Source organism: Micromonospora sp. A200 (assembly GCF_029893845.1).
Lineage (GTDB): Bacteria > Actinomycetota > Actinomycetes > Mycobacteriales > Micromonosporaceae > Micromonospora > Micromonospora purpureochromogenes.
Window position 1 is genome coordinate 88,884 of record NZ_JARXXY010000024.1, and the last position, 23,689, is coordinate 112,572.

At 73.3% G+C, this 23,689-nt stretch carries 20 protein-coding genes; 11 read left to right on the forward strand and 9 right to left on the reverse strand.

The window, feature by feature from the left end; all coding sequences use genetic code 11:
• The first annotated feature begins 18 nt into the window (after positions 1-18).
• A complete protein-coding gene (gene manD / locus M2302_RS22595) occupies positions 19-1,248 on the forward strand; it encodes a D-mannonate dehydratase ManD (RefSeq protein WP_280839849.1) in 1,230 nt (409 codons plus the stop codon).
• On the forward strand, positions 1,238-1,810 hold the full coding sequence (locus M2302_RS22600) for a gluconokinase (RefSeq protein ID WP_280839850.1): 573 nt from the start codon (positions 1,238-1,240) through the stop codon (positions 1,808-1,810). The genes manD and M2302_RS22600 overlap by 11 nt, the downstream gene beginning before the upstream one ends.
• 78 nt (positions 1,811-1,888) lie before the next feature.
• Here the strand turns inward: M2302_RS22600 and M2302_RS22605 are convergent, their stop codons facing one another.
• The 4 genes from M2302_RS22605 to M2302_RS22620 all read right to left on the reverse strand — a co-directional run bounded on the left by M2302_RS22605 (position 1,889) and on the right by M2302_RS22620 (position 7,423).
• On the reverse strand, positions 1,889-3,922 hold the full coding sequence (locus M2302_RS22605) for an N-acetylmuramoyl-L-alanine amidase (RefSeq protein ID WP_280839851.1): 2,034 nt from the start codon (positions 3,920-3,922) through the stop codon (positions 1,889-1,891).
• A 143-nt stretch (positions 3,923-4,065) separates the two neighbouring features.
• Positions 4,066-4,923: an ABC transporter permease gene (locus M2302_RS22610; RefSeq protein WP_280839852.1), complete on the reverse strand. Its 858-nt coding sequence runs from the start codon at positions 4,921-4,923 to the stop codon at positions 4,066-4,068.
• Positions 4,920-5,930, reverse strand: a complete 1,011-nt coding sequence (locus tag M2302_RS22615) for an ATP-binding cassette domain-containing protein (RefSeq protein ID WP_280839853.1) — start codon at positions 5,928-5,930, stop codon at positions 4,920-4,922. The genes M2302_RS22610 and M2302_RS22615 overlap by 4 nt, the downstream gene beginning before the upstream one ends.
• Positions 5,931-6,187: 257 nt before the next feature.
• A complete protein-coding gene (locus tag M2302_RS22620; protein WP_280839854.1) occupies positions 6,188-7,423 on the reverse strand; it encodes an ROK family transcriptional regulator in 1,236 nt (411 codons plus the stop codon).
• A 54-nt stretch (positions 7,424-7,477) separates the two neighbouring features.
• Between M2302_RS22620 and M2302_RS22625 the strand changes: the two genes are divergently transcribed.
• Positions 7,478-8,107: an HAD-IA family hydrolase gene (locus M2302_RS22625; RefSeq protein WP_280839867.1), complete on the forward strand. Its 630-nt coding sequence runs from the start codon at positions 7,478-7,480 to the stop codon at positions 8,105-8,107.
• 57 nt (positions 8,108-8,164) lie between these two features.
• On the opposite strand, the gene M2302_RS22630 is transcribed toward M2302_RS22625, so the two are convergent.
• On the reverse strand, positions 8,165-9,757 hold the full coding sequence (locus tag M2302_RS22630) for an FAD-dependent monooxygenase (protein ID WP_280839855.1): 1,593 nt from the start codon (positions 9,755-9,757) through the stop codon (positions 8,165-8,167).
• A 138-nt stretch (positions 9,758-9,895) separates the two neighbouring features.
• Here M2302_RS22630 and M2302_RS22635 point away from each other — a divergent pair, with 138 nt between their 5' ends.
• The 7 genes from M2302_RS22635 to M2302_RS22665 all read left to right on the forward strand — a co-directional run bounded on the left by M2302_RS22635 (position 9,896) and on the right by M2302_RS22665 (position 18,996).
• Positions 9,896-10,516, forward strand: a complete 621-nt coding sequence (locus tag M2302_RS22635) for a TetR family transcriptional regulator (RefSeq protein WP_280839856.1) — start codon at positions 9,896-9,898, stop codon at positions 10,514-10,516.
• 72 nt (positions 10,517-10,588) lie between these two features.
• On the forward strand, positions 10,589-12,172 hold the full coding sequence (locus M2302_RS22640) for an MDR family MFS transporter (protein ID WP_280839857.1): 1,584 nt from the start codon (positions 10,589-10,591) through the stop codon (positions 12,170-12,172).
• Positions 12,173-12,419: 247 nt separating this feature from the next.
• Positions 12,420-15,113, forward strand: a complete 2,694-nt coding sequence (gene lanKC, locus M2302_RS22645; protein WP_280839858.1) for a class III lanthionine synthetase LanKC — start codon at positions 12,420-12,422, stop codon at positions 15,111-15,113.
• A gap of 71 nt (positions 15,114-15,184) precedes the next feature.
• Positions 15,185-15,304 (forward strand): SapB/AmfS family lanthipeptide, encoded by a 120-nt coding sequence (locus M2302_RS22650; RefSeq protein WP_088647629.1) that lies wholly within the window; start codon positions 15,185-15,187, stop codon positions 15,302-15,304.
• 70 nt (positions 15,305-15,374) lie between these two features.
• Positions 15,375-15,494, forward strand: a complete 120-nt coding sequence (locus M2302_RS22655; protein WP_091302793.1) for a SapB/AmfS family lanthipeptide — start codon at positions 15,375-15,377, stop codon at positions 15,492-15,494.
• Between the two features lie 65 nt (positions 15,495-15,559).
• On the forward strand, positions 15,560-17,227 hold the full coding sequence (locus M2302_RS22660) for an ABC transporter ATP-binding protein (RefSeq protein WP_280839859.1): 1,668 nt from the start codon (positions 15,560-15,562) through the stop codon (positions 17,225-17,227).
• Positions 17,224-18,996, forward strand: a complete 1,773-nt coding sequence (locus M2302_RS22665) for an ABC transporter ATP-binding protein (protein WP_280839860.1) — start codon at positions 17,224-17,226, stop codon at positions 18,994-18,996. Before M2302_RS22660 ends, M2302_RS22665 begins: the two co-directional genes overlap by 4 nt.
• Here M2302_RS22665 and M2302_RS22670 read toward each other — a convergent pair.
• The 4 genes from M2302_RS22670 to M2302_RS22685 form a co-directional block, all read right to left on the reverse strand.
• Entirely contained in the window at positions 18,926-19,552 is a 627-nt protein-coding gene (locus tag M2302_RS22670) for a response regulator transcription factor (protein ID WP_280839861.1), read from the reverse strand. The genes M2302_RS22665 and M2302_RS22670 overlap by 71 nt on opposite strands.
• A gap of 112 nt (positions 19,553-19,664) precedes the next feature.
• Positions 19,665-20,333, reverse strand: coding sequence for a response regulator transcription factor (locus M2302_RS22675; RefSeq protein WP_280839862.1), 669 nt, complete (start codon positions 20,331-20,333; stop codon positions 19,665-19,667).
• A 93-nt stretch (positions 20,334-20,426) separates the two neighbouring features.
• The gene (locus M2302_RS22680) at positions 20,427-20,834 is read right to left on the reverse strand and encodes a DUF2267 domain-containing protein (protein ID WP_280839863.1); all 408 of its coding nucleotides are present in this window, start codon (positions 20,832-20,834) and stop codon (positions 20,427-20,429) included.
• A 101-nt stretch (positions 20,835-20,935) separates the two neighbouring features.
• A complete protein-coding gene (locus M2302_RS22685) occupies positions 20,936-22,795 on the reverse strand; it encodes a transketolase (protein WP_280839868.1) in 1,860 nt (619 codons plus the stop codon).
• Between the two features lie 280 nt (positions 22,796-23,075).
• On the opposite strand from M2302_RS22685, the gene M2302_RS22690 reads away from it, so the two are divergent.
• Positions 23,076-23,480, forward strand: a complete 405-nt coding sequence (locus tag M2302_RS22690; RefSeq protein ID WP_280839864.1) for a DUF2267 domain-containing protein — start codon at positions 23,076-23,078, stop codon at positions 23,478-23,480.
• The last annotated feature ends 209 nt before the right edge of the window (positions 23,481-23,689 follow it).

Below are 23,689 nucleotides of genomic sequence, written 5' to 3' on the forward strand. Positions count from 1 at the left end.
ACCTGAGAAAGGCACCCCGTGAAGATTGTCGCAGCGGACGTCATCGTCACCAGCCCCGACCGCAACTTCGTCACCCTGAAGATCACCACAGCCGACGGGCTCACCGGCCTGGGCGACGGCACCCTCAACGGGCGGGAACTGGCGGTCGCCTCGTACCTGGCCGACCACGTCGTCCCGCTGCTGATCGGGCGGGACCCGCACCGCATCGAGGACACCTGGCAGTTCCTGTACCGCTCGGCGTACTGGCGGCGCGGACCGGTGACCATGGCGGCGATCGCGGCCGTCGACGTCGCGCTCTGGGACATCAAGGCGAAGGCCGCCGGAATGCCCCTCTACCAGTTGCTCGGCGGCGCGTCGCGGACCGGCGTCATGGCGTACGGGCACGCCTCCGGGCGGGACATCCCCGAGCTGTTCGACTCGATCCGCAACCACCTCGAGCTCGGCTACCGGTCGATCCGGGTGCAGACCTCCGTGCCGGGGATCAACGCCGTCTACGGGGTCGCCGCGCAGCCCAGCCCCGACGGCAAGCGCTACGACTACGAACCGGCGCAGCGCACCCCGCTGCCGGCCGAGGAGGACTGGGACACCCGGTCCTACCTGCGCCACCTCCCCGGCGTCTTCGAGGCGGTACGCAACGAGTTCGGCCCCGAACTGCCGCTGCTGCACGACGGCCATCACCGGATGACCCCGATCCAGGCCGCCCGGCTCGGCAAGGACCTCGAACCGTACGACCTGTTCTGGCTGGAGGACTGCACGCCGGCGGAGAACCAGGAGGCGCTGCGGCTGGTCCGCCAGCACACCGTCACGCCGCTGGCCATCGGCGAGGTCTTCAACACGGTCTGGGACTACCAGACGCTCATCCGGGAACAGCTCATCGACTACGTGCGGTCCGCCGTCACCCACACCGGGGGCATCACGGCCATGCGCAAGCTCCTCGACTTCGCCGCGCAGTACCAGATCAAGTCCGGTATCCACGGTCCGACGGACATCTCACCGGTCGGCATGGCGGCCGCGCTCCACCTCGACCTCGCCATCCACAACTTCGGCATTCAGGAGTACATGCAGCACGGCCCCCTGACCAACGAGGTGTTCCGGCAGTCGTTCACCTTCGCCGACGGCTACCTCCACCCCGGGGAACAGCCGGGTCTCGGCGTGGAGCTCGACGAGCAGGCCGCCGCACGGTTCCCGTACACGGCGGCGTACCTGCCGTTCAACCGGCTCAAGGACGGCACCGTCCATGACTGGTGACGGGCTTCGCGCCCACGGCAACCCGCGGCCGACCCGGCACGTCGTCGTGATGGGCGTGTCCGGTGCCGGCAAGACGACCGTGGCCAGGGGAATCAGCGAGCTGACCGGGCTGACGTTCGCCGAGGCGGACGAGTTCCACTCCGAGGCCAACGTGGCGCGGATGCGCTCGGGCGTACCGCTGGACGACGCGGCCCGCTGGCCCTGGCTCCGCGACCTCGCCGCGTGGATGGCCGCCCGCCACGCCGAAGGAGTGTCGACGGTGCTGGCCTGCTCCGCGCTGAAGCGGTCCTATCGGGACCTGCTGCGGCAGGGGCCGCCGGACCTGGACTTCGTCCACCTGGACGGGCCGGCGCAGGTGATCCGGGACCGGATGTCCCGGCGTGCCGGGCACTACATGCCGGCGAGCCTGCTGGATTCCCAGACGGCGATCCTGGAGCCGCTGCGTCCGGACGAGTCCGGCGTGGTCCTCGACGTCTCGCTGCCTCCGGACGAGCTCGTCACGGCGGCGGTCGCCCGGCTCGGCCTCGCGAGCACCGGAGCACCTGTCCCGCAGCTCGGGTAGGTCGGTACCGCACCAGATCAAGGCCGTTACCCGCGTCTGCGCGGGTAACGGCCTTGATCGCGAAGTGCGCCGGAACGGCTACCCGGACGCGCCCACCGCGGCGGGCAGGACGAGGACGTCGTCCAGGTTCGCGTACATCACCCGGTGGCCGAACTGGATCTGCACGTACCGGTTCGCGCCGCGGACCACCGTCCGATCGCCCGGCGCCGAGCCGTCGAAGGAGACGGCGCGGTAGTACTCGCCCGGCAGGACCCCGCCGAGGGCGTACCGCTGCCCTGCCGAGAAGGTGTACTGCAACGGCGAAATCGTCTGGTACGGAATGGTGGCCGGGTAGGCCGCCCGCTCGGGGTAGGCCCGCCCGTACACCGGGATGGTGGCCTTACCCGGCTTCGGCGTCACCACGAAGCCCGCCGCCCACTTCGCCGTGGGCGCCGACGGCGGGTTGAGGAACCACGCCTTCTGGCCGAGGTACCAGATGGCGGTCCAGTCGCCCTGGACGCCGGCGAGGGCGTAGGTCTGGCCGGCCGAGGCGCGGGCGCCGTGGTCGGAGATGTACATCGTGTCGGGCGTGCCGTTCGGCCGCAGCCCCCGGTCGTTGACCAGCGGCGCGTCGAGGCTGGGCGCGGTGCGCAGGATGACCGAGGACGAGCCGCGCAGCGGGCACGGCACGGCCGGCGGCACCGGCGTCGGCACGCCCGGCGGCTGCCGGTTGCAGCCGATGAAGGCCGGCTGGTTGGTGGCGAATTGCGGGTCGATGGTGACCAGGCCGCTGTGCGGGGTGCCGGTCGAGTGGAACGGCGCCTTCATCAGCTCGAAGTAGTGCGACCAGTCCCAGTAGGGGCCCGGGTCCCAGTGCATGCCGGCCACGGTCCCGGCGGTGGTGCCGGGGACGTTGTCGTGGCCGAGGATGTGCTGGCGGTCCAGCGGGATGCCGAACCGCAGCGCCAGGTGCCGGACCAGCTTCGCCGACGTCCGGTACATCGCCTCGGTGTACCAGGTGCCGTGGCCGGCGAAGCCCTCGTGCTCGACGCCGATGGACTTGGCGTTGACGTACCAGTTGCCCGCGTGCCAGCCGACGTTCTCGGCCTTGATGTGCTGGGCGACGTAGCCGTCCACCGAACGCAGCGTGTAGTGCCAGCCCAGGTAGGTCTTCGTCTGGACCAGCTTCACGCTCGGGCCGAAGTAGCCCTCGGTGTCGTGGATGACGATGTACTCGATCTTCTGCTGGGCCGGCCGGTCACCGAGGTCGTGGTTGCCGTAGTCGCCCGGGTTCGGGCCGTACTTCTCGTAGGGGGCGGGGAGCCACTCGCAGGCGAGGCGGACCGGGCACTCCAGGCCGTCCGGCCGCTCGGCGCGGCGCAGCCCGAGCCGGTGCAGCCCGGACTCGTCCGGCGTCACCGCCCGGGCGGCGAGGGTCACCCGGTGGCCGTCGTCGGTCGTCCGGCTGGCGCCGAGCCCGAGCTGGTCGTACACCTCGTCGACGAAGGCCGCCGCCGCGTCCGCGGTGTCCGCACCGGAGTACCGGGCCACCGCGCCGTACCAGGCCGCCGGGTCGCTGCCGGCACCGTCGGGCCCGCCGAGCTCCTGCTGGTACGACGCCAGCAGCGCCGCGCCACCCCGGATGTTGGCGGCGGCGTCGGTGCGCAGCGATTCCTCGGGTACGCCGGTGAGGGCGGCCGCCGCGTCGAGCGTCTGCAGGGACGCCTCCGGCAGGGTGTCCCCGCTGGGCGCGGCTCCCAGCGCCGGGTCGACGGCCAGCGGGCGGGACTCGTCGCCCCGGGGGTCCTCGTCCTCGTCGACGTGGCCGCTGGCGGGGGTCGACGCGACCTGCGCGGCGTCGGTCAGGTGCATCGGTCCGTAGCCGCCGCTGGTGCTCGGCTGCCCGGCGTGGGTGTCCCACCGGGACTCCAGGTACGACACGGCGAGCAGCACGCTCTCCGGCACGCCGTACTCGGCGGCTGCGGCGGCGTACTGCTGCTGCCGGTCGTCGGCTGCGGAGGTCCCCGCGGGGAGCGGATCGGCGGTGACCGGCCCGGTGGTGAGCAGGGCGGTGGCTGCGGCGACGGCGGCAGCCAGCAGGACACGTCTGCGTGGCACGGCGATGGGGCGCATCGAACCTCCAGGTGGGGCGGGGGCCACTGCACGCACACCCTCGCCCCGGGAAACGGCCGCTGTCAATAGCCTTCCTGTTAATCACGATGCATGAAAAAAACCTTCACCGGCCGGTCGGCGCGGGACCGGTCGTCGCGTCAGGATCAGCGGCGGTTGTACCGGTACATCGTCAGGGTGCCGAAGACCACGACGAACCCGGCGCTCCACAGCAGCGTCCACATCATGCTCGACGCGTCGGAGGTGCCCGACATCGCCGCACGCACCGAGGCCACCAGCTGCGTGACCGGGTTGACCTTGACGAACGCCTGAAGCCAGCCCGGCATCGTGGCCGGCTCGACGAAGACGTTGCTCAGGAACGTCAGCGGGAACAGCACCATCATGCTGACTCCCATCACGGACTTCTCGCTGCGCAGGATCAGGCCGAAGAACGTCCACACCCAGGAGAACGCGAACGAGAAGACCACCAGCAGGCCGATCCCGGCCAGCACCCCGAGCAACCCGCCGCCGGGCCGGAACCCCAGCGCCAGCCCCACACCGAGGATGACCAGGGCCGCCAGGACGTAGCGCAGCACGTCGCCGAAGATCATGCCGACCAGCGCGGCCGGCCGCCAGACGGGCAGCGTACGGAAGCGGTCGAAGACGCCCTTCTCGATGTCGGTGTTGAGGCCGACGCCGGTGTACATGGTGATCATCACGACGCTGGTCACCATGATCCCGGGCAGGAAGAACTGCAGGTAGTCCCGCGGGCTGTCGGCGAGGGCACCGCCGAACAGGTAGGTGAACATCAGCACCATGATGATCGGGAACGCCGTCACGTCGAACAGCTGCTCCGGCACGTGCTTGATCTTCAACATGGCGCGCCAGCCGAACGTGAGCGACGCCGACAGCGCCGTCGGCCGGGGCGGTCGCGCGCCCGGCGCGAGCACGGTGCCCAGCGCCTCGGCGGACGGTACGTAGACGGCCGGGGCGGGCCCGGTCGCGGTGGTGGCGGTCTCGCTCATCGGGCTGCCTCCAGCTCGTTGTTCTGCTCGTCCACCGTGGCGGCGGGATGGTCGGTCAGGGCCAGGAAGACCTCGTCCAGGCTCGGCTGGCCGACGGAGAAGTCGTCCACGACGATGCCGGCGCTGGCCAAATCACCGAGGGCGCGGGCCGCGTGCCGGCTCGCGTCGAGGTCGCTGCCGCCCCCGACCCGGGCCGTCAACGCGACCGGGTCGGCGTCGAGCTGCACCGGAACACCCAGCGCCGCCTGCAGCACCTTCTCGGCCTCGGGCCGCTGCCCCGGGTCGCGCAGCCGCAGGTGGACGGTGCCGGAGCCAACCGACGACTTCAGCTCACCCGGGGTGCCCTCCGCGATCACCCGGCCGTGGTCGATCACCGCGATCCGGCCGGCGAGATGGTCCGCCTCGTCCAGGTACTGGGTGGTCAGCAGCACCGTCGTGCCGTGCGCCACGACGGCCCGGATGATCTCCCAGACCTGGTTGCGGCTGCGCGGGTCCAGCCCGGTCGTCGGCTCGTCCAGGAACAGCAGGTCGGGAGTGTTCAAGATGCTCGCCGCGATGTCGATGCGCCGCCGCATGCCGCCCGAGTACTTCTTCACCTGACGGTCGCCCGCCTCGGTCAGGCCGAACGCGGCGAGCAGGCTCTCGGCACGTTCGCGGGCCGCCGGCTTCTTCAGGCCCAGCAGGCGGCCGAGCAGCACGAGGTTCTCCGTGCCGGTCAGATCCTCGTCCACCGAGGCGTACTGGCCGGTCAGGCTGACCCGGGAGCGGACCGCGTCGGCGTCGGTGACCACGTCGTGACCGAAGACCCTCGCCGTGCCGCCATCGGGGCGCAGCAGCGTCGCCAGCACCCGTACCGCCGTGGTCTTGCCGGCACCGTTCGGGCCGAGCAGGCCGTAGACCGTACCGGCGGGGACCTGGAGGTCGATGCCGTTGAGCGCCCGGGTCTCCCCGAACGCTTTGGTCAGGCCCTCGGCCTCGACGGCCGGGCCGGTGGTGCGTCTACTCATGATCTCAACCCTTCTCTCACCCATTCCGGACAGCGCCTCTCGTCGCACCGCGCGGCCCTGACCAGCAGGGCCGCACGCCGGGACGCGGTGCGGCACCGTCACCGTGCTGAAGACCCGCGGAACCGGCCGACCGCGTGCAGGCCGATTGAACGACAGCCGTACGACACGAAATCGACCGGCGTGGCCGGCCACTCCGTCATACGCCTGGTGGATCGCCTTTTCAACGAGGCCGGGAGAGTGTGGTGGTACTCGGGGAATCAGCCGGAAATCGTCGGGGCCACGTCCCCGGGTGGTGTGGCGAGGGTGCGCACCCACTCGGCGAGGGCGCTCTGGCCGGTGATGTGGTCGAGCCCGACGATGGCGGCGCCGCGCAGCGAACCCTCGTCCCCGTGCGCGGCGTCCACAACGGACGGTGGGCGGGCGCGGTGCAGGGTCATCAGACCGTCGGTGTAGGCGGTGTCGAAGGCTTCGGCGGCGGCGTGCCGCAGGGCGGGGCCGAGTCCGCCGAGCGTGATCAGGTCGGGGTCGTGGATGTTGGCCAGACCCGCGATGCCGATGCCGAGGGAGGTCGCGACGGCCCGGACCGCCTGCCGGGCGCGCGGGTCCACAGCGCAACGGTCGAGGACCTGCCCGGCGTAGCGCCGCGGGTCGGCGGGTGGGGATTCGCCGAGGTGGCGGGCCAGGCCACGGCCGTCGACGTCGAGGTCCCAGCAGCCGCGGGCGCCACAGGGGCAGCGCTGTTCCCGGTCGCCGAAGGGCAGGTGGCCGTACTCGCCGGCGGCGCCGTGCGCGCCCGTCACCGGTACCCCGGCGATGGTGAGCGTGCCGCCGATGCCGACCCCCACGATCAGGTGCAGGGCGGTGCCGGCCGCGACGGCGGCGCCGGCCGCGACGGCGGCGCCGGTGCGGGCCTCGGCGACGCCGGCGAGGGTCGCGTCGTTGCCGAGCAGCAGCGGCAGGTCCGTGCCGGCGGTGATGGTGGTGAGGTCGACCGAGCGCCAGCCGAGGGTGGCGGCCTGTACGAGGTGGCCGTCATGGATGGTGCCGGCGACCGCCAGCGATACCGCGCGAAGCCGCGCGCCGTACCGGTTGCGGGTCGCCTCGACGCTGTGCCGTACGGCGGCCAGCACGGTGGCCGGTTCGCGGGTGCGGTGGGAACGGTGCCGCACCTCGTGCACCTGCCCGTCGATGGTCGCGACGGCGTGTCGCCAGTCCTCCTGCCGCAGGTCGACGGCGAGTACCACCGGCCCCTCGGGATGCGGTCGCAGGACGGTCGTCGGCCGGCCCCGCCCCCGTGCCGGCGCGGGTGTCTCGGTGAGCAGGCGCAGGTCCCGCAGCCGGGCGGTGATCTCGGTGGCGAAGCCGCTGGTCAGCTGCAACTCGGCGGCCATGGCGGCGCGGGTGATGCCCGGACGCCGGTGCAGCGTGGCCAGCACCTGCGACGCGGTGAGCCAGCGCGCCGCCTCGGCGCGGTGCCGGGAAGGACTTGCCATGAGCGGGTCTCACCACCTTATCCTCGCCATGCGAGTATATTACCGGAGGTGACCATGGACGTGTCGTCGGTCGGTGCGGTGCTGTTGGACATGGACGGCACTCTGGTGGACTCCGACGCCGCGGTGGAGCGGGCGTGGCGGGTGTGGGCGGCAGAGTACGACGTCGACCCGGAGGCGGTGCTGGCGATCGCGCACGGCAGTCCCGCCGACCGCACGGTGCGGCGACTGCTGCCGGGCCTGGACGAGGCCGCGGTGGCTGCGGCAGCGGACTGGCAGCTGGCGTTGCAGTACGACGACCTGTCCGACGTGACCGCCACCCGTGGTGCGCCGGCGCTGCTGGAGACGCTGGCGAGGCTCGGGCTGCCGTGGGCGGTGGTGACCAGCGCCGACAGCCGGCTGGCGAAGGCCCGGCTCGGCGCGGCGGGAATCGACGCACCGGTGCTGGTCACGGTCGAGGACGTCACGGTGGGAAAGCCGGACCCGCAGGGCTACCTGCGCGCCGCCGAGCTGCTCGACGTGCCGCCGGCGCGGTGCCTGGTCGTGGAGGATGCCGACGTCGGCCTGCTGGCCGGACGGGCCGCCGGCGCGATGACCGCCGCGCTGAAGGGGCTGGACGGCGACCTTCGCCTCGATGACCTGGGCCAGCTGGCGGAGCTGCTGGCCGAGGCGGGTCCGCGTCCGTAGTGGCGTGGCGGGTGGGCTGCGCCAGGCCTTTCAGTGGGCACCGGCGTCGCCGCGGCGTCACAAGGGAAGCCAGCGGTCCAGGTAGGCCGTCAACCCCGCCAGGTCCGTGCCGCCCGACCGGTAGCCGAGGTGGCCGTCGGGGCGGACCAGGTAGGTAGCGCTGGCACCGGGGACGAGGCCGAGCCGGCGCAGCGCGCGGGCGGCGGGGACCGCTCCCCCGGTGGTATCGGATTCGGTCAGCCGGTGCACGGTGAGTCGGCCGGGGTACCGCTGCGCCAGTCCGGCCGGATCGCCCACCGGCCAGGCGGCCGGGGGGCCGCAGAGCAGCAGGTGCCACCCGGGCGCCGCCGTGAGCCGGTGCAGCGTGCCACCGTCGGCGCCGGCAACCGGCGCGTCGGGCAACCGGTCCCCGGCCCGGGGGCCCTTGCGCGGCGGGCGAGGGCCGTCGGTCGACAGCGGGCTCCGCCGGTAGCCGATGCCCAGCTGCGACACCGTGCGGAAGGCGGTGGCCCGCACGAACCGGGGGGCGAGCACGGCGGGGATCAGCGCGGGGGCGAGGCGGCCGCGGACGAAGCGGACGACCGGGTTGGTGGAGGTGGCCGCGGTGAAGGCCCGGTCGGTGAAGCGCAGCACCATCCGGCCGATCGGCGCCCGTTCGGCCTGGTAGGTGTCCAACAGGCTCGGATCGGCGCCGCCGCGCAGTGCGTCGGCGAGTTTCCAACCGAGGTTGACCGCGTCCTGGATGCCGGTGTTCATGCCCTGCGCACCGGCCGGGCTATGGATGTGCGCCGCGTCGCCGGCCAGGAACACCCGCCCGGCGCGGTAGCGGGTGGCCGCGCGGTGGTGCAACCGGAAGTTGGTCATCCAGACCGGGTCGTGCAGCCGCACCGTCGCGCCGGTGTACGTGTCGGCGAGCGCCTGCACCTCGTCGAGGGTGACCGGCGACTCGGGCGGGGGCGCGTCGGCGGGTGGACGCATCACCAGCAGCCGCCAGCTGGCCGGGTGCCGCAGCGGGAAGAGGAACAACGTCCCCTGGCCGGACACGAACGCGTGCGCCGCGCCGCCGGCGACGCCGTCGGCCTCCAGGTCGGCCAGGACGAACGTCTGCGGGTACGCGCCGCCCTCGAAGCCGATCCCGGCGAGGTGGCGCACCGTGCTGTGCGCGCCGTCGCAGCCCACCACGTACCGTGCCGACACCGGTTCCTCGCGGCCGTCGGCGTGCCGCAGGGTCGCCGCCACGCCGTCCCCGGCCTGGTTCATCCCCACCAGCTCGACGCCCCGCTCGACGCCGAGCCCCGCCGCCAGGTGCTCGCCCAGGATGCGCTCGGTCTCCGCCTGCGACAGGAACAGCAGATGGGGGTACGCCGTATCCGCCAGGCCCAGGTCGAACAGCGGCACCGCCCGCACCCGGCCGTGGGCGTGCAGGCACAGCCGGACCGCGGGGTTGCCGCCGGCCAGTAGCTCGTCCGTCACCCCCGAGCCGGCGAGGACCTCCAGGGTGCGCGGTTGAATCGCCAACGCCCGCGACTCATGGGCCCGGTCGCCCGCGCGGTCGACCACGCGGACCGGCACCCCGAAGGCGGCCAGCTGCGCCGCCATGGCCAGCCCGGTGGGCCCGGCCCCGACCACGAGCACGTCGACGGCGGTCACGGCACGACGACCCGTCGGCGGCCGACGATCACTGCCACGCCTCGCTCCGATCTCGGGCGCGTAGCGCGCCGGTCGGGAACATCACTTCACAGAATAAAAACTTGCAGGCTCCGCAAGTTTCCTCGTAGCGTCGCCGGAGTGACCGTAACCGAACAGGCCGCCAGCGGGCGCCGGGACCGCAAGAAGCGGCTGACGCGGGCAGCGCTGACCGCCGCCGCGCTGCGGCTGGTCGCCGAACGTGGCCTGGAGCACGTGACGGTGGAGGAGATCAGCGAGGCGGCGGACGTCTCCTCGCGTACCTTCTTCAACTACTTCACCTGCAAGGACGACGCGCTCATCGCCGATCTGGCGGTCGACCGCGACCGCGTCGTGGCCCGGCTGGAGGCCACCCCACCGCAGGTGCCGGCGCTGCGGGCTGTCCGGATCGCCCTCGACGAGGCGATCGACACGATGGAGTCCGAGCGCGAGCTGTGGCGGCTGCGCCTGGCGGTCATCGCCCAGAATCCCGCGCTGCTGCCCCGCCTGATGGCCGGCAACATCGAGACCGAGCGAGCCATGATCCAGGCGATCGCCGCGCGCCTCGGTGTCGATCCGGACCACGGCCACCCGGCGCTGGTCACCGCGGTGGCCGGCGCCGCGTTCCGCACCGCGATGCTGCGCTGGGCCGCCGACATTGACGGCCGGCCACTGCGCGACTTCGTGGACGAGGCGTTCGCCGCGGTCGTCGCCGGCCTGCCGGATCCGTCGCCCACCTCCTGACCCACCAGCCCCCGCCCCGGCGCATCCGTTCCGGGGCCAGCCAATCCGGATCCACCCCGAAAGGGAGCGTCAATGAGCACAACCGCCCCGCCCGCCGACCCGGCCGAGGTCGTCGGCACGCGCATGTCGCGTCGGGAGGTTCTCCAGGCCCTCTCCGGCCTGATGGTGGGCATGTTCGTGTCCATCCTCGCCTCCACGGTGGTGGCGAACGCGCTGCCGCGGATCATCGCCGATCTGCAGGGCAGCCAGACCGTCTACACCTGGATCGTCACCAGCGAACTGCTCGCCATGACGGCGACCGTGCCGCTGTGGGGCAAGATGGCCGACCTGTACAGCAAGAAGCTGCTGATCCAGCTCTCGCTGGGGCTGTTCGTGGTGGGTTCGCTGATCGCGGGCTTCACGCCGAACGTGGAGGTGCTGCTGGTCAGCCGGGTCGTGCAGGGCATCGGCGCCGGTGGCATGACGGCGCTGGCCACGATCGTCATGGCGGCGATGATCCCGCCGCGTGAGCTGGGCCGCTACGCCGGCATCTTCGGCGCGGTCTTCGGTGTCGGCACCATCGCCGGTCCGCTGATCGGCGGCCTGCTCGTCGACACGTCGTGGCTGGGCTGGCGGTGGTGCTTCCTGATCGGGGTGCCGTTCTCCATCCTGTCCATCGTCCTGCTGCAGCGCACCCTGCACCTGCCGGTCGTCCGCCGCAGGGTGAAGATCGACTGGTTGGGCGCGGTGCTGATCACCTCGGGCGTCTCCACGCTGCTGATCTGGTCGTCGCTGGCGGGCAACAAGTTCGCCTGGGCCTCGGGCTGGACGGCCGCGATGGTCACCGGCGGTGTGGTCCTGCTGGCGCTGGCGGTGCTCGTCGAGTCGCGGGCGGCGGAGCCGATCGTCCCGCTGAACATCTTCCGCAACCGCACGGTCTCGCTGGCCACCGTCGCCAGCGTGCTGGTCGGCGTCGCGATGTTCGGCGGCACCGTCTTCCTGTCCCAGTACTTCCAGATCTCCCTGGGCAAGTCGCCGACCGTCGCGGGCCTGATGAGCCTCCCGATGATCTTCGGTCTGCTCATCTCGTCGACGATCGCCGGCCAGCTCATCACGAAGTTCGGCCGGTGGAAGGCCTACCTGGTGGCCGGCGCGGCGGTGATGACCGTCGGGATGCTGCTCCTGGGCACCATCGACGCCCGCACCAGCGTGGTCGTCCTGTCGATCTACATGGCCGTGCTGGGCATCGGCGTCGGCATGCTCATGCAGAACCTCGTGCTCGCCGCGCAGAACGACGTGCCGGCCCACGAACTCGGCGCCGCCACCTCCGTGCTGACCTTCTTCCGCAGCATGGGCGGGGCCATCGGGGTCAGCGCGCTCGGCGCCGTCCTGGCCAACCGGGTGACCTCGCTGATGACCGAGAAGCTCGGCCCGGCCGCGACGACCGGCGGCGGCTCCGCGGAGGTGCCCGACCTGTCCACCCTGCCCGAGCCGGTGCTGCGCATCGTGCAGGACGTGTACGGCATCGCGACCGCCGACCTGTTCCTGGTCGCCGCGCCGGTCGCGGCGCTCGCGCTGGTCGTCGTGCTGTTCATCAAGGAGAAGCCGCTGCACACCCTCAGCGGCGACGAGCGACGCGCCCAGGAGGAGGCGGCCGCGCAGGTGCCGGTGCACTGAGCGGTACCACGGTGACGGGGGCGGGCCGGTCGGCCCGCCCCCGTTCCATGTCCGCCGGCGGTCCGGCCGCCCATCGGTGCCGGCCGGCCTCCGCACTGGTCACGCGGTGTTCGCGAGTTCAAACTCCGCCGTTGTCACGACTTCGGGGTGGGAAACTCACCGCCGATCGATGACTCATCGCACTTCGCACGCCTCTCGGCCGTCCGCAGGATGGACCCCAACCGATCAGGCGGCGGAGGCAGGCGACATGGATGAACGGTACGACTCGTACTGCGCGGTCGATCCGCTCTTCTACGACTCGTTGGCCAGCGCGAGCACGGTGGTCGCCGGCTACGCGACGGACCGCCCGGTGCCGGACGGCTGGGAGTGCGAGGTCAAGGACGACTGGCTGATCCACGGCCCGGTCGACGGCTCGCTCCCCCAGCAGGGTTGGAAGATCCACGTGTCGGCCCGGCTGGACAACGCCGAACGGGTGCTGACCCGGGTGATGGACTACTGCCAGCCGCGCGGCATCCCGTTCAAGCACCTGCGCGGGCCGCGGATGCTGCTCATGCGCAACAGCAAGTACGCCCGCCGCGCCGCCAGCGGCAAGTTCATCACGGTCTACCCGCGCGACGACGCCGAGCTGGAGCTGACCGCCAAGGAACTGGCGGCGCTGCTCGACGGCGAGCAGGGGCCGTACATCCTCAGCGACCTGCGCTACGGCGACGGCCCCGTCCACCTGCGCTACGGCGGCTTCGCCGCCCGGTACTGCCTCTCCCCAGACGGGCAGGTGGTGCCGGCCATCGAGGACGCGAGCGGCAGCCTGGTGCCGGACCGCCGCGACCCCGTCTTCCACGTGCCCGAGTGGGTCACCCTGCCCGACTTCCTCGCCCCGCACCTGGCCGCCCGCAACGCGGCGAGCACCACCGCGCTGCCGTACCGGATCGAGAAGGTGATCCACTTCTCCAACGGCGGCGGCCTGTACGAGGCCCGGGACACCCGCACCGGGAACCGGGTCGTGTTGAAGGAGGCCCGGCCGTACGCGGGACTGGACGCCACCGGCGCGGACGCGGTGACCCGGCTGCGGCGGGAGGCCGAGGTGCTGCGGCAGCTCGCGGACGTGCCGCACCTGGCGCGGGTGCACGACGAGTTCAGCTTCGGCGGGCACGAGTTCCTGGCCCTGGCGTTCGTCGAGGGCCGCCCGCTCAACCAGCTGGTGGTGGAGCGCTACCCGCTGGTCCACCCCGACGCCGACCGGGCCGCGTACACCCGCTGGGCGTTGGACGTGCACCGGCAGGTAACCGAGGCGGTGGACGCCATCCACGCCCACGGGATCGTCTACGGCGACCTGCACATGTTCAACATCATGGTCGGCGACGACGGGACCGCCACGCTGGTCGACTTCGAGGTCGCCGCGCCCGCCGACGCGGCGGGCCGGCCGGCGCTGCGCAACCAGGCCTTCGCCGCCCCGCGCGACCGCACCGGCTTCGACGTCGACCGGTACGCCCTGGCCTGCCTGCGGCTGGCGCTCTTCCTGCCGCTGACGGCCATGCTGCGGCTCGCCCCGGAAAAGGCGGCGCACCTGGCCGACGTGGTGGCCGAGAACTTCCCCGTGCCCCGGGACCTGCTCGACGAGACGGTAGCCGTGATCATCGGCGGCCGGGCCGAGGCGCCGGACGGCCACGCCGGGACGCCGGACGTACGGGCCGCGGTGCCGGCGGGCACCAGCGGCGCCGTCCGGATCGACCCGGACGACTGGCCGGGACTACGCGACCGCCTCGCCGCCGCGATCGTCGCCAGCGCCACCCCGCACCGCGACGACCGACTCTTCCCGGGCGACATCCGGCAGTTCGCGGGCAGCGACGGCGGGCTGAACCTCGCCCACGGCGCGGCCGGAGTGCTGTGGGCGTTGCACACGAGCGGCGCGCCCACCGAGCCGGAGCACGAGCGGTGGCTGATCGACCGGGTACGCGAACCCGCCTCCGGCAGCCGGCTCGGCTTCTACGACGGGCTGCACGGCATCGCGTACGTGCTGGACCGGCTCGGGCACCGCGACGAGGCGCTGCGGCTGCTGGACCTCTGCCTGGACCAGCCGTGGACGGAGCTGGGCAACGACCTGATGGGCGGCCTCCCGGGCGTCGCGCTGAACCTGACCCACTTCGCCGGGGTCACCGGCGAGCGGCGGTACGCCGACGCCGCCCGGCAGGCGCTCGACCTGGTCGTCGAGCGGCTGGGCGACGTCGAGTCGGTGGCCGAGGTCAGCGGCGGCCGGCACCCGTACGCGGGACTGACCCGCGGCGGGGCCGGGGTGGCGCTGATGCTGCTGCGCAGGTACGAGCTCGACCACGACCCGGTGCTGCTCGACCACGCCGCCACCGCGCTGCGCCAGGACCTGCGCCGATGCGTGCAGCGCGACGCCGGCCACCTGGAGGTCAACGAGGGCTGGCGGACCATGCCGTACCTCGCCGAGGGCAGCGTCGGCATCGGCCTCGTGCTCGACCAGTACCTGCGCCACCGCCCGGACCAGCGGTTCGAGACCGCGGCGGCGGCGATCCGGGGCTGCGCCGACTCCCCGTTCTACGCCCAGTCCGGCCTCTTCGCCGGCCGGGCGGGGATCGTCACCTACCTGGCCGGGCGGGGCGAGTACGACCCGGCACGGCAGCAGGCCCGACTGCTGAGCTGGCACGCCCTGCCGTACCGGGGGCTGACCGCCTTCCCCGGTGACCAGTTGCTGCGGCTCTCCATGGACCTGGCCACCGGCACCGCCGGCGTGCTCACCGCCCTCGCGGCGACCCGCCCGGCGGCGGCGACCCGGCTGCCGTTCCTGACGCCGCTGCCGGAGGCGAGGCCGCCGTCGGACGCGATGCCGCCGCCGGACGCGAATCCGCCGTCGGAGGCGGGGCCGCGTCCGGCACTGAGGCCGCTGCCGGCCGCGACGCCGGCGGGATCGGCCGGCTGACCGGCCACCGAAGCTCCCCGGGTCACCCCGGGGCCGACCGACCCGACTCATGTGGAAGGAGGTGCAACGACATGGCTCTGCTCGACCTCCAGGGGATGGAACTGCCGGCCGCCGAGCGTACCGGTGGCGGCAGCCGCGCCAGCCTGCTGCTCTGCGGCGACAGCTCGCTGAGCGTCACGACCTGCAACTGAGATGGCGGTCGTCGACCCGACGACCACCCGAGAAGCCCAACTCCGCACCACGAGAGAAAGAGGAACCGACATGGCTCTGCTCGACCTCCAGGGAATGGAACTGCCGGCCGCCGAGCGCACCGGTGGCGGCAGCCAGGCCAGCCTGCTGCTCTGCGGTGACAGCTCGCTGAGCGTCACCACCTGCCACTGACGATCAGTTCGCCTGGCCCCGGGCCGGTTCACGCCGGTCCGGGGCCGCGGCGTGAAAGAGGTGTGATGACCCCGGCCAACCGGCTCCTGCTGCGCGCCGTCGGGTCCGCCGGCTGGTGGACCCCGGTGCTGGCCGTGGTCGCGGTGGTCGGCGTGGCGGCCGAGCTGGCATTGCCCGTGACCCTGGGCCGCGCCGTCGACGCCGCCGTCGGTACGGCGCCGGGCGCCTCGTCCGGCCACTGGCTCGCCGCGGTGGTCGCGCTGATCGCCGTGCTGGTCGCCACCGACGCGGTACGGGACTACGGCACGGGCGCCGCCACCGCCCGTTCGGTGGCCGGGCTGCGGCACACGCTGGCAGAACACATCTTCGCCCTCGACCCACGGATCGCGGCCCGCCGTCCGGTGGGCGACCTGGTGGGCCGGCTGGTGGGCCAGGTGGCCGACGCCGGGCAGGCCGCCCCGACCGTCGTACTGGCCGGCACGGTGCTGCTGCCGCCGCTCGGCAGTCTGGTGGCGCTCACCCTGATCGACCCGTGGCTCGGCCTCACCTTCGTGGTGGGGCTCCTGCTGCTCGGCGTGCTGCTGCGCAACTTCGTCGCCGACGCCTCGACCGCGGTCGCCGGCTACCAGCAGGCCCAGGGGGAACTCGCCGGCCGGATGGTGGAGGCCCTCGCCGGGGCGCGGACCATCGCCGCCGCCGGCACCGCCGAACGGGAGGTCGCGCGGGTGCTGACCCCGGTCGCCGCGCTGCGCGCGCACGGCGCGCGGACGTGGACCGTGCTGGCCGGCGCGGCGACCCGCGGCGCGGTGGTCAACCCGCTGCTGCAACTGGCCGTCGTCGCCGTCGGCGGGCTGTCGCTGGCCGCCGGGCGGATGACCCCCGGCGAGCTGCTGGCCGCCCTCCAGTACGCGGCGCTCGGCGCCGGCCTGGGCACCGTGGTCGGCGCCCTGAACAAGGCGGTCCGGGTACGGGCCGGCTGCCGGCGCGCGGCCGACGTGCTGGGCGAGCCGGTCCGCCGGTACGGCACCCGGACGCTGCCCCCCGGACCGGGCGAGCTGGAGCTGCGGGACGTCAGCGTGCGGGGCGACGACGGGCGTCTGCTGCTCGACCGGGTCGACCTGCGGGTCCCCGGCGGGACGCTGCTCGTCGTCGTCGGGCCGTCCGGGGCGGGCAAGTCGCTGCTCGCCGCCGTCGCCGGACGACTGCGGGACCCGGACTCCGGCGAGGTACGCCTCGACGGCGTGCCGCTGCCCGAGCTGACCCAGGCCGCGTTGCACGCGGCGGTGGGCTACGGGTTCGAACGGCCGGTGCTGGTCGGTGACACCGTCGGCGAGGCGGTCGGGTGCGGCGCAGACCCGGTGCCGGTGAGCAGGGCGGCGGCCATCCACGACTTCGTCGAGCGGCTGCCCGGGCGCTACCGCACGCCGCTCGCCGAGGTCGCCATGTCGGGCGGGGAACGACAGCGGCTCGGGCTGGCCCGCGCGCTGCGCGCCGGACGGCTGCTGGTCCTCGACGACGCCACGTCCAGCCTGGACACCGTCACCGAGTACCGGGTGACCCGGACGCTGACCGGGCCGGGCGACCGGCGTACCCGGATCGTGGTCAGCCACCGGGTCGGCATGGCCGCGCGGGCGGACCTGGTGGCCTGGGTGGACGGTGGGCGGGTCCGCGCGGTCGGCCCGCACCGGGTGCTGTGGGACGACCCCGACTACCGGGCGGTGTTCCGGGCGTGAGCGCGGTCGGCGAGGTGACCCGGGCGGCGCTGCGGGCGCGCCGCGCCGAGCTGTGCTGGTTGGCGGGCTGGTCGGTGGCCGAGGCGTTGCCGGCGGGGCTGGCCGGGCTGCTCACCGCGCGGGCCGTCGACGACGGCTTCCTGGCCGGGCGCCCGGCGACCGGGCTGCTCTGGTTGGGCCTGCTCGCGGCCGCCGTGCTCATCGGCGCGGTGGGCACCAACCGGGCGTACGCGCTGCTCGGGGACGTGGTGGAGCCGTTCCGCGACGACCTGCTGCGCCGGGTGGTCGCCGGCGCGCTGGAAGGTGCGACGGGTGGTCGCGGCGACGACGCGGCGGTGGCCCGGCTGACCCACCAGGTGGAGATGGTGCGGGACACCTACGCGGGCCTGTTGATGGTGGTGCGCGGCTTCCTGTTCGCCGCCGGCGCCGCCGTCGTCGGCCTGTTCTCCCTGGCCGCGCCGGTCGCGTTGCTGGTGACGGTGCCGGTGCTGGCCGGCCTGGGGCTGTTCGCGGCGGCCCTGCCAGCGATGATCGCCCGGCAGCGGCAGTACGTGCTGGCCGACGAGCGGCTGGGCCGGGTCGCGGTCACCGCCGTGGCCGGCCACCGCGACGTCACGGTCAGCGGCGCGCGAGACCGGACCACCCGGTGGGTCGGCGGGTACGTCGACGACCAGGCGCGGGTGGAGCGACGGTTGGCCACCATGGCCGCCACCCGGGGGTTGACCCTGGCCGTGGGCGGGTGGGTGCCGGTGCCGGTGGTGCTCCTGGCCACCCCGTGGCTGGTCCGGCAGGGGCTCGGGCCGGGCGCGGTACTCGGCGCCCTGGTCTACGTCGTGCGTGGCGTGCAACCCGCCCTGCACACCCTCGTCCAGGGCGTGGCCGCCGGCGGGCTGCGCTTCGCCGTCACCCTCGACCGGCTGCTGCGCACGGACGTCCCGGTGCGCACCCCGGCGCCGGCCACCGCCCGGGTCCCGCGGCAGACCGCGCCGGCGCTGTCCCTGCGCGGGGTGACCTTCCGGTACGGCCCGCACGCCGACCCGGTGCTCGACGGACTCGACCTCGACGTGCCGGCCGGGGACCACCTGGTGATCGTGGGCGCGAGCGGGATCGGCAAGTCGACCCTGGCCGGGCTGATGGCCGGGGTGCTGTCGCCGCAGGCCGGCACAGTGCGCGTCGGTGGGGTGCCGGTGGCCGGCGCCACGCCGGCGGAGCTGGCCGACCGGCGTGTCCTGATCCCGCAGGAGGCGTACGTCTTCACCGGCACCCTGCGGGAGAACCTGACGTACCTCCGGCCCGACCTGCCGGATCCCGCGATCACCCGGGCGGCGACCCGGCTGGGGCTGACCGGGTTGGTGGACCGGCTCGGCGGCTACGACGCGACGCTGCGCCCGGCGGACCTCTCCGCCGGGGAACGTCAGCAGCTGGCCCTACTGCGGGCCTGGCTCTCCCCCGCGCCCCTGATGATCCTCGACGAGGCGACCTGCCACCTGGACCCGGCGACCGAGGCGCGGCTGGAGGAGGCCTTCGCCGACCGGCCCGGCACGCTGGTGGTGATCGCGCACCGGGTCAGCTCGGCGTTGCGCGCCCGCCGGGTGCTGCTGCTCGACGGGCGGGCCGCGCTGCTCGACAGCCACCGGGGCCTGCTGGACCGCTCGGCCGCGTACCGGGAACTGGTTGGCTACGGGGAGGCGGACCTGCTCAGATCCAGCCCGACTCCCGGGCGATCCGCACCGCTTCCAGCCGGGTACGCGCGCCGGTCTTCGCCATGATCCGGGACAGGTGGTTGCGGACCGTCCCGGCGGACAGGACAAGGCGCTCCGCGATGTCCCGCACCGGATGGCCCTCGGCCGCCACGTCGAGCACCTCCCGCTCGCGCGGGGTCAGCGGGCTGTCGGCGACCGCCAGCGCCGCGACCACCAGGTCGGGGTCGAGCACGACCTGACCGTCGGCGAGCTGCCGGACGCCCTCGACGATCCGCCCGGGGGCCACGTCGTGGCTGAGGAAGCCGATCCGTCGACAGTGTTCGGCGAGCACCGGACCGAGCCGGGCGGCGCGGCGCTGCTGGACCAGGACCAGCAGCCGCCCGGGCGGGCCGCCGTCCGGGCCGCCGGCCGGCCCGGCGGACGCCAGGTCGCCGAGCTGGTCCGCGGTGACCAGGTCGCCGTCGACGACGGCGACGTCGGGACGCTCGGCTCGCAGGGCGGACCGCAGCTCGTCCGGCGTGTCCGCCTCGCCGACGACGTCGATGTCGTCCTCGGCGTCGAGTAGCTGAGCGAGCGCGCCGCGGACGAGTGCACCCTTGAGCGCGAGCAGAGTGCGGACCATGCAGACTCCCCGTCATCAACCCCCGTTGTTGACGTCACGTGCGCGAACGATGACGCACGGTCAGGAATCCTATTGAAATCGGCTCCGGCGCGACACCCCGGTCCGCGTGTCGTCAGATCCAGCCGGCGTCCTGGGCGCGCTGGATCGCGTCCCACCGGCTCCGCCCGCCCGTCTTGCGCAACAGGGTCGACACGTGGTTCCGGACGGTGCCCGGGGCCAGATGGAGCCGGGCGGCGATCTCCTTCGTGCGCAGTCCCCGGGCGGCGGCGGCAGCGACCTCCCGTTCCCGCTCGCTGAGCGGGTTCACCGCCGCGTCGAGCGCGGCCAGCGCGGTCAACGGATCGATCATTAGCTGCCCGTCGGCGATCGCGCGGAGCTGGTCGATCAGCTCCTCCGGCGGCACGTCCTTGGCGATGACCCCGCGCACCCGGGCACCGAGCGCCCGGCGCAGCACCCGCGCGGTGCGCCGGGTGGTCAGCACGACCACCGCACATTCCGGCAACCGGGCGTGCAGGCGTCCGGTCAGGGCCGACGGATCGCGCACCGCGTCGAAGTCGACCAGGGCAAGGTCGGGCCGCCGGGCGGCGACCGCCTCCGCGACCCCCTCGGCCGGGTCGCACTCCCCCGCCACCTCGAAACCGGGTGCGCCGGCCAGGACCGCGGCCACGGCGGTACGCAGCAGCCCCGGCTCCCCGACCACCACGACCCGGACCGTCGCCCGCTCCCCGACGTCCGCCGGCCGGGCCGGCCTGGGCAGCGTCTCGTCCAGTACGTCGTCCACCGGGTCACTGTGCCCCGGGGCCTGCCGGCCCATGCGTCCTGTCCGGATCGCGACAGACTGACGTTCGCCCAGGCGATTGAGCGGAACCCGCGCCTACGTGCCGATCCGGCGTGGTTCGAGCCGGGTGGCGGCCGGCCCGGTGAGCTGCCAGAACTCCTTCGGCAGTTGGGAGACGAAGTCCCCGTACTCCTTTTCGCTGACCGCCGCACGCAGCGTGTCCAGCACCGCGCGCGCACCGTCGGTCGCCGTCTGAAGATTCACCGCAGCCCGGGCCTGGATCCGCTCGAAGAATTCGGCGAGCCCGAACGGTACGGAACCTTCGTCGGCTGCGGACAGGTGGACCCGCAGCTCCTCGGGAAGCTGCGCGGCGAGGTCCCGGGCCTGACCGCCACTGATCCGTTCCGCCAACGCCTCCAGCGTGGCACGGGTGACGGGCTCGGCCTGCGACGGCAACACCCCAGGTCGTGATGCCACCGCCTGGATGAACTCCGCGTGGTTCACTCGGACCCCCTCTCGCACCGGACCGTGCGGGTACCCGCGAGCGGATGGCCGAAACGGGGTCGGTCCCGGCGCGGGGCCGGCATCGCGGGCCCGGAATCCCCTCAGATCGAGGCGCGCGCCGCCGCGACGATGGCGCTGACCCCGATCCCCGCCTGGTCCATCAGCTCGGTGGGCGTCCCGGAGGTGGGTAGCCCGCGTACCGCCAGGTGGGTCAGCCGGAACGGCTCGGCGAGGTCGGCCAGCGATTCGAGGACGGCCGACCCCAGGCCACCCTCGGGGTAGTGGTCCTCGACGACCACCAGCCGGCCGCCGGTGTCCCGGACGGCGGCGAGCAACCGCTCCCGGTCCAGCGGCTTGACCGAGTAGAGGTCGATGACCCGGGCGTTGATCCCGGCGGAGGCCAGCTCGTCGGCGGCGGCCAGGCAGTTGTGCACGGTCACCCCGGCCCCGATCAGCGCGACCCGGTCGTCGTCGCCGCCGCGCAGCAGCTTGCTGCCGCCCACTGGGAAGGGTTCGTCGTTGTCGTAGAGCACAGGGTGCCCGCCGCGGGTGGTGCGCAGGTAGTTGACGCCCTTGCGGTCGACCATCTGGGCGACGAGAGCGGCGCAGGAGACGGCGTCGCTGGGATAGAGCACCGTTGACCCCTGGACGGCGCGCATGGCGGCCAGGTCCTCCAGCCCCATCTGGGAGGGACCGTCCGCCCCGATCTCCACGCCCGCGTGGGACCCGGACAGGGCGATGTCGGCCCGGGAGACGCCGGCCATCCGGACGAAGTCGTAGGCGCGGGAGAAGAACGCCGCGAACGTCGAGGCGAAGGGGCGGTACCCGCGCACCTGCAGCCCGACCGCCGCGGCAACCATCTGCTGCTCGGAGATGAACATCTCAAAGTAGCGGTCGGGATAGGCGTCGGTGAACCGGTCGGCGCGGGTGGAGTCGCTGACCTCACCGTCGAGGACGACCACCTCCGGCCGGACGCCCACCGCGCGCAGCGCATCACCGTACGCGTTGCGGGTGGCGACCTTCGCGCCCCGGTCGTACCGCGGCAGCTGGAGCGGCTGAGCTGCGGGGGCGCCGGTGGCCGGGGCGGGCTCGGGCTGCGGCCCGGTGACCCGGATCTGGCGTACCCCGCCGAGAGCGTCGACGGCCCGCTCGGCGAGATCGGGTTTCAGCGGCTTGCCGTGCCAGTCCGGCTTGTTCTCGATCTCGGGTACGCCCTTGCCCTTGACCGTGCGGGCGAGCACGACGGTGGGACCGGTCGCCTGCCGGGCCCGGCCGAACGCGTCGTCGATCGCGGCCAGGTCGTGGCCGTCGACGACGATCGCCTGGCAGCCGAACGCCTCGACCCGCCGCCGGTAGGTGTCCAGATCCCACTCCAGCTCGGTCGGCCCCCGCTGCCCCAACCGGTTCACGTCGACCAGCACGGTGAGGTTGCGCAGCCCGTAGTGGCCGGCCTTGTCCAGCGCCTCCCAGACGGAGCCCTCGGCCGTCTCGCTGTCGCCGCAGAGCACCCACACGTGGTACGGCAGCTGATCGAGGTACCGGCCGGCCAGCGCGATACCGACGCCGACCGGCAGTCCCTGACCGAGCGAACCGGTGGCGACGTCGACCCACGGCAACGCCGGGGTGGGATGCCCCTGCAGACGGGACCCGAACCGGCGGTAGGTGTCGACCAGCTCCTGGTCGCTGATCGCACCCACCGCCTTGAAGACCGCGTACAGCAGCGGCGAGGCATGGCCCTTGGAGAAGATCAGGTGGTCGTTGGCGCGGTTGCCCGGCTCCGCCCAGTCGTAGCGCACATGCCGGGAGATCAGCACCGCCAGCAGGTCGGCGGCGGAGAGGCTCGACGTCGGATGCCCGGACGCGGCCCTGGTGCTGCACCGGATCGAGTCCACCCGCAGCTGGGCGGCGAGCTCACCCAGTTGGGTGAGCTGCTCCTCGTCGAGAGTCCGCTCTGCTTCCATCGTCACCGGTATCGCCTCCAGCGATCGGCCCTTCGGCCAGCCCTCGGTGCCGGGCCGTCCGGCCGATCGACCGGGCCGCTCGCCGCTGACCGGCTCCGCACCTACGGTAGCCAGGAAACCGGGTCGCCATCCGGTAACCACCGATATGCCGGCCTGAGTCCGGAAGCTCACCTCGCGACCGGGCGGCGCGGGCCCGCCGGGGGTGTCCAGGCGCGCACCGCCGTTTGCCGTGGTGGTGCGCGGGTAGATGCCGCCATTGGCCAAGAGGAGGGCTCCGACCGTGGACAGCAACGACTTCATCGGCATGGTGGCGAAGCGCGCGAACACGTCGTCGGCGCGAGCGACCGCTCTCACCCAGGCCACGCTGCGGACCTTGGCGGAACGGATAGACGGGGGCGAGGCTCGTGACCTCGCCACCCAGCTTCCCGAGGACCTGAAGGCGTACGCGTTCGCCTCCAGCGAGACCGGCGAGCGGTTCGGGCTCGACGTCTTCGTGCAACGGGTCAGTGGACGCGCCGAGGTGGAGCCGGCGCTGGCCGAGATCGGCATGCGGGCGGTGTTCGACACCCTCCGCGAGACCATCCCACCCGGCGACTACGACGACGTCGTATCCCAGCTCCCGGCGGAACTCGGCCAGGTCGCCGACCCGGTGGCGCCCTTCGACGGGCGGCGCGCCCGCGGCTAGTGCCGTGTCCACAAACGTTGGCCGGGTTGGGTCGGGTTGGGAGAATGTCGTAGGGGTGGTGTTGGCTTCGGTTTATGCCTCGCCGTCGGGATCCCGCCGCCGAGCGGGTCGTGCACCGCACCGCGCGTGTCGCTGTGCGGGTCACGCCCGGCCAGCGGCGCCGGTGTTTCGGACTGCTGCGCTCCGCCGGTGACGTGTGGGCGTGTGTG

Coding starts and splice junctions, on each gene's coding strand:
- M2302_RS22615 (WP_280839853.1), bottom strand. CDS start 5,930: ATGAGTAGACGCACCACCGGCCCGGCCGTCGAGGCCGAGGGCCTGACC.
- M2302_RS22660 (WP_280839859.1), top strand. CDS start 15,560: ATGACCCCGGCCAACCGGCTCCTGCTGCGCGCCGTCGGGTCCGCCGGC.
- M2302_RS22625 (WP_280839867.1), top strand. CDS start 7,478: ATGGACGTGTCGTCGGTCGGTGCGGTGCTGTTGGACATGGACGGCACT.
- lanKC (WP_280839858.1), top strand. CDS start 12,420: ATGGATGAACGGTACGACTCGTACTGCGCGGTCGATCCGCTCTTCTAC.
- M2302_RS22610 (WP_280839852.1), bottom strand. CDS start 4,923: ATGAGCGAGACCGCCACCACCGCGACCGGGCCCGCCCCGGCCGTCTAC.
- M2302_RS22600 (WP_280839850.1), top strand. CDS start 1,238: ATGACTGGTGACGGGCTTCGCGCCCACGGCAACCCGCGGCCGACCCGG.
- M2302_RS22605 (WP_280839851.1), bottom strand. CDS start 3,922: ATGCGCCCCATCGCCGTGCCACGCAGACGTGTCCTGCTGGCTGCCGCC.
- M2302_RS22640 (WP_280839857.1), top strand. CDS start 10,589: ATGAGCACAACCGCCCCGCCCGCCGACCCGGCCGAGGTCGTCGGCACG.
- M2302_RS22670 (WP_280839861.1), bottom strand. CDS start 19,552: ATGGTCCGCACTCTGCTCGCGCTCAAGGGTGCACTCGTCCGCGGCGCG.
- M2302_RS22620 (WP_280839854.1), bottom strand. CDS start 7,423: ATGGCAAGTCCTTCCCGGCACCGCGCCGAGGCGGCGCGCTGGCTCACC.
- M2302_RS22650 (WP_088647629.1), top strand. CDS start 15,185: ATGGCTCTGCTCGACCTCCAGGGGATGGAACTGCCGGCCGCCGAGCGT.
- M2302_RS22655 (WP_091302793.1), top strand. CDS start 15,375: ATGGCTCTGCTCGACCTCCAGGGAATGGAACTGCCGGCCGCCGAGCGC.
- M2302_RS22685 (WP_280839868.1), bottom strand. CDS start 22,795: ATGGAAGCAGAGCGGACTCTCGACGAGGAGCAGCTCACCCAACTGGGT.